This window comes from Thermohalobaculum sp. (genome assembly GCF_058622915.1).
The window spans coordinates 1-3,806 of record NZ_JBZSYN010000145.1 but is presented as its reverse complement, the minus strand read 5'-3'; the positions used below and the strand labels follow the sequence as shown (position 1 = coordinate 3,806).

Below are 3,806 nucleotides of genomic sequence, written 5' to 3'. Positions count from 1 at the left end.
GGCGCCGGGCCGGCGGGACTCGCGGCCGCGATCCGGCTCAAGCAGCTCGACCCGGAAATGAACGTGATCGTGCTCGAAAAGGGCTCCGAGGTCGGCGCGCACATCCTCTCGGGCGCGGTGCTCGACCTGTCGGGCCTGAACGCGCTGATCCCCGACTGGCGCGAGAAGGGGGCGCCGATCGAGACCCCCGTGACCCAGGACCGCTTCTTCGTGCTCGGCGAGCACGGCCAGATCCGTCTGCCCAACTTCGCCATGCCGCCGCTGATGAACAACCACGGCACCTACATCGTCTCCATGGGCAATGTCTGCCGCTGGCTGGCGGAGCAGGCCGAGGCGCTGGGCGTCGAGATCTTCCCCGGCATGGCCTGCTCCCAGCTGGTCGAGGGCGAGGGCGGCACAGTCCGCGGCGTCGTCGCCGGCGAGTTCGGCCTCAACCCCGACCGCACCCCCGGCCCGAACTACGAGCCGGGCATGGAGCTGCACGGCAAATACGTCTTCCTCGCCGAGGGCGTGCGCGGGTCGCTGTCGAAGCAGCTCATCAACCGGTACCGGCTCAACGCCGGCTCGGACGTGCAGAAATACGGCCTGGGCATGAAGGAGCTGTGGGAGGTGCGCCCCGAGGCCCACCGCCCCGGCCTGGTCACGCACACCATGGGCTGGCCGCTGGGGCGCAACGCCGGCGGCGGCTCCTTCGTCTATCACTTCGGCGAGAACCTGGTCTATGTCGGCTTCGTCGTGCACCTGAACTACGCCAACCCGCACGTCTACCCCTACATGGAGTTCCAGCGCTTCAAGCACCACCCGATCATCGCCGAGACGCTCAAGGGCGGCAAGCGCATCGCCTATGGCGCCCGGGCCATCGCCGAGGGCGGCTGGCAGTCGCTGCCCAAGCTGGTGGTGCCCGGCGCGGCGCTCCTGGGCGACTCCGCCGGCATGGTCAACGTGCCGCGCATCAAGGGCAACCACAACGCCATGCTCTCGGGCATCGCCGCGGCCGAGGCCGCCTGGGAGGCGATCCAGGCCGGCCGCGCCACGGACGAGCTCGCCGCCTACGAGCAGGCCGTGCGCACGGGACCCATCGCCGACGACCTCAAGCCGGTCAGGAACGTCAAGCCGCTGTGGTCGCACTGGGGCATGTTCGCCTCGCTGGCGCTGGGCGGGCTCGACATGTGGTGCGCCAATGTCCTGAAGGTGAACCCGCTCGGCACCCTGCGCCACGGCAAGTCCGACCCGGACTCGACCGGGCTGGCGCGCGACTACCCGGCGATCTCCTATCCCAAGCCCGACGGGGTGCTCAGCTTCGACCGGCTGACCAATGTCGCCTACTCGTTCACGAACCACGAGGAAAACCAGCCCTGCCACCTGACGCTCGTCGACCCGAAGGTCCCGATCGACGTGAACCTGCCGAAATATGCCGAGCCGGCTCAGCGCTACTGCCCTGCGGGGGTCTACGAGGTGGTGCGCGAAGAGGACGGCTCGAACCCGCGCTTCCAGATCAACTTCCAGAACTGCGTGCACTGCAAGACCTGCGACATCAAGGATCCCAGCCAGAACATCAACTGGGTCACGCCGCAGGGCGGCGACGGGCCGAACTATCCCAACATGTGAGTCTGCCCAACATGTGAGCCCGCCGCGGCCCCTTCGGGGGGCCGCGGCCTCTTGAATTCGGGGCGGGGCGATTCCTATCTCTGTTAGTGGAACGCCGCCGAGGGTTCCGCAGATGAAATGGCTGATCCGGCTCGCGGAGCAGATCAGCGGCGGCCCGCCGAAAGGGGGCCGGCGCCAGTCGTTTCCGGGGAGCGCGAGCTCCCGCCCGGTCGCGCATCCCGCGGCCCGGCCGTATCCGCCCTTCCTCCCTGCGCCCCGCGGCGTTCCCGGGCCGTGCCTTGCGGCAGCTTCCGGAGGCCACGTCCCGTGCGAGCTTTTGACGAAGTCGCAACGCACAGATGGAGGCCACCATGCTGCTCTATCCCACCGGCACCCTCAGCCGCGATCCCTTCTTCCGCGACCCCTTCGCCGCCATGCGCCGCCTGCAAAGCGAGCTGGAGCGCGCCTGGACGCCCCAGAGCGGCGGCCACGCGCAGGCGAGCTTTCCCGCGGTCAACCTGTGGCAGGGCGAGCACTCGGTCGCACTGACCGCCGAGCTGCCCGGCTTCAAGGCCGAGGACATCGACATCTCGGTCGAGGAGGACACGCTGACCATCTCCGGCCAGCGCGCCGCTCCGGAAGTCGGCGACAAGGCGGTCTGGCACCTGCGCGAGCGCCCCGTGGGCAAATTCAGCCGCACGATCCGCCTGCCGTTCCGCGTCGACTCGGAAAACGTCGACGCCCGCTTCGTGAACGGCGTGCTGGAGATCGAGCTGAGCCGCCCCGAGCAGGACCGCCCCCGCCGCATCGCCGTGAAGTCGGCGTGAGCGGAGCAGCGAGAGGAGTGCGACGATGACCAAGGACGTCAGGAAGGACCAGGCCCGTCAGGGCAACGGCAGTGCCGAGATGGCGGGCGAGACCACCAGCGGCCGCTCGGTGTTCCGGCCCTGGACCGATGTGTGCGAGACCGAGAACGGCGTGGTGATCGCCGTCGACATGCCCGGCGTCGGCCCGGACGACGCCGAGATCACGCTCGAAAAGCGCGTGCTCACCATCCGCGGCCGCAGCCGGCCGCGCCAGCCCGAGGGTTACCGCCTGGCCTATGCCGAGTACGAGGAGGGCGACTACGAGCGCGTGTTCTCGCTGTCGGAGGAGATCGACGAGGCGAAAATCAAGGCAGCGGTGGTGAACGGCGTGCTGATGCTCGAGCTGCCCAAGGCCGAGCCCGCCAAGCCGAAGCGCATCGAGGTGAAGGGGGCGTGAAGCCGCGCCCCCGGCGCATCCGGCAGACCCACCAACGAAGGCAGAGGCCGCGCCCGCCGCGGCCCCGCCTGACATGCGAGGAGTAACGACGATGCAAGTGAAGGATCTGATCCCCTGGGCGCGCGGCGGCAAGGCGCCCGAATCAAAGGACTCCGCCACCAACCCGATCATGCAGCTCCAGGACGAGATGAACCACGTCTTCGACAGCTTCTGGAGCCGCTTCGAGCGCGGCACCACCGAAGCTGCGCAGGCACCCCTGGCCATGTTCGGCGGCAGCGGCTTCCCGTGGAACGGCGCGACCCCGCGCGCCGACGTGGTCGAGACGCCCGACGGCGTCGAGGTAACGCTCGAGCTGCCCGGCCTCGAGCACAAGGACGTCGAGGTCACGCTGACCGACGACCTGCTCACGGTGAAGGGCGAGAAGAAGGTCGAACGCGAGGACTCGAAGAAGGGCTACTACCTCTCCGAGCGCTCCTACGGCGCCTTCCACCGCGCCATCCCGCTGCCCCCGGGCATCGACAGCGCCAAGGCCGAGGCGAGCTTCAGGAACGGCATTCTCACCGTGAAGCTGCCGCAGTCGGCCGACGCCAGGGCGCGGACGCGCCGCATCGACGTGAAGGCGGGCTGAGCCGGCCTAGCGGTCGAACGAAGGGAAGGGCCGCCATCGCGCGGCCCTTCGCACTTCCGCCCCCCGGGGCGGCCGCGACCCCCGTACAGATTCCCTTCGCGCCCCGCGCACGATAGAAGGGCCGGCGGCGGCCATGGCCGCATGAGGGGGAATCAGCATGATCAGGGGCGTTCTTGACGATCACCCGCTGCGCCGGTCGCTGACCAACGAGCTGCACGCCCGGCCCGCGCCGGCGCTCCAGGCGCCGGGCCGGGTCGTCTTCCTCGCCGTGCAGCCGGCCGAGGGCGCCGCCGATCGCGACCCCGAGGCCGACCGCGCGCATCTGATC

Annotated in this window: 5 protein-coding genes; all 5 read left to right on the top strand. The window is 69.7% G+C overall.

Annotated elements, in window-relative coordinates:
- The coding region (locus AC32QD_RS11385; RefSeq protein ID WP_492010620.1) for an electron transfer flavoprotein-ubiquinone oxidoreductase at window positions 1–1,608 on the top strand (1,608 nt) is incomplete at its 5' end.
- 350 nt (window positions 1,609–1,958) lie between these two features.
- A complete protein-coding gene (locus AC32QD_RS11380) occupies window positions 1,959–2,414 on the top strand; it encodes an Hsp20/alpha crystallin family protein (protein WP_492010619.1) in 456 nt (151 codons plus the stop codon).
- A gap of 25 nt (window positions 2,415–2,439) precedes the next feature.
- Window positions 2,440–2,850: an Hsp20/alpha crystallin family protein gene (locus AC32QD_RS11375; RefSeq protein WP_492010618.1), complete on the top strand. Its 411-nt coding sequence runs from the start codon at window positions 2,440–2,442 to the stop codon at window positions 2,848–2,850.
- A 91-nt stretch (window positions 2,851–2,941) separates the two neighbouring features.
- Window positions 2,942–3,478 carry an Hsp20/alpha crystallin family protein gene (locus AC32QD_RS11370; protein WP_492010617.1) on the top strand — a complete coding sequence of 179 codons (537 nt, stop codon included), beginning with the start codon at window positions 2,942–2,944 and terminating at the stop codon, window positions 3,476–3,478.
- A gap of 157 nt (window positions 3,479–3,635) precedes the next feature.
- Window positions 3,636–3,806, top strand: a 171-nt coding sequence (locus tag AC32QD_RS11365; RefSeq protein WP_492010621.1) for a DUF3422 family protein, incomplete at its 3' end; no start/stop codon positions are given.

Coding starts and splice junctions, on each gene's coding strand:
- AC32QD_RS11370 (WP_492010617.1), top strand. CDS start 2,942: ATGCAAGTGAAGGATCTGATCCCCTGGGCGCGCGGCGGCAAGGCGCCC.
- AC32QD_RS11380 (WP_492010619.1), top strand. CDS start 1,959: ATGCTGCTCTATCCCACCGGCACCCTCAGCCGCGATCCCTTCTTCCGC.
- AC32QD_RS11375 (WP_492010618.1), top strand. CDS start 2,440: ATGACCAAGGACGTCAGGAAGGACCAGGCCCGTCAGGGCAACGGCAGT.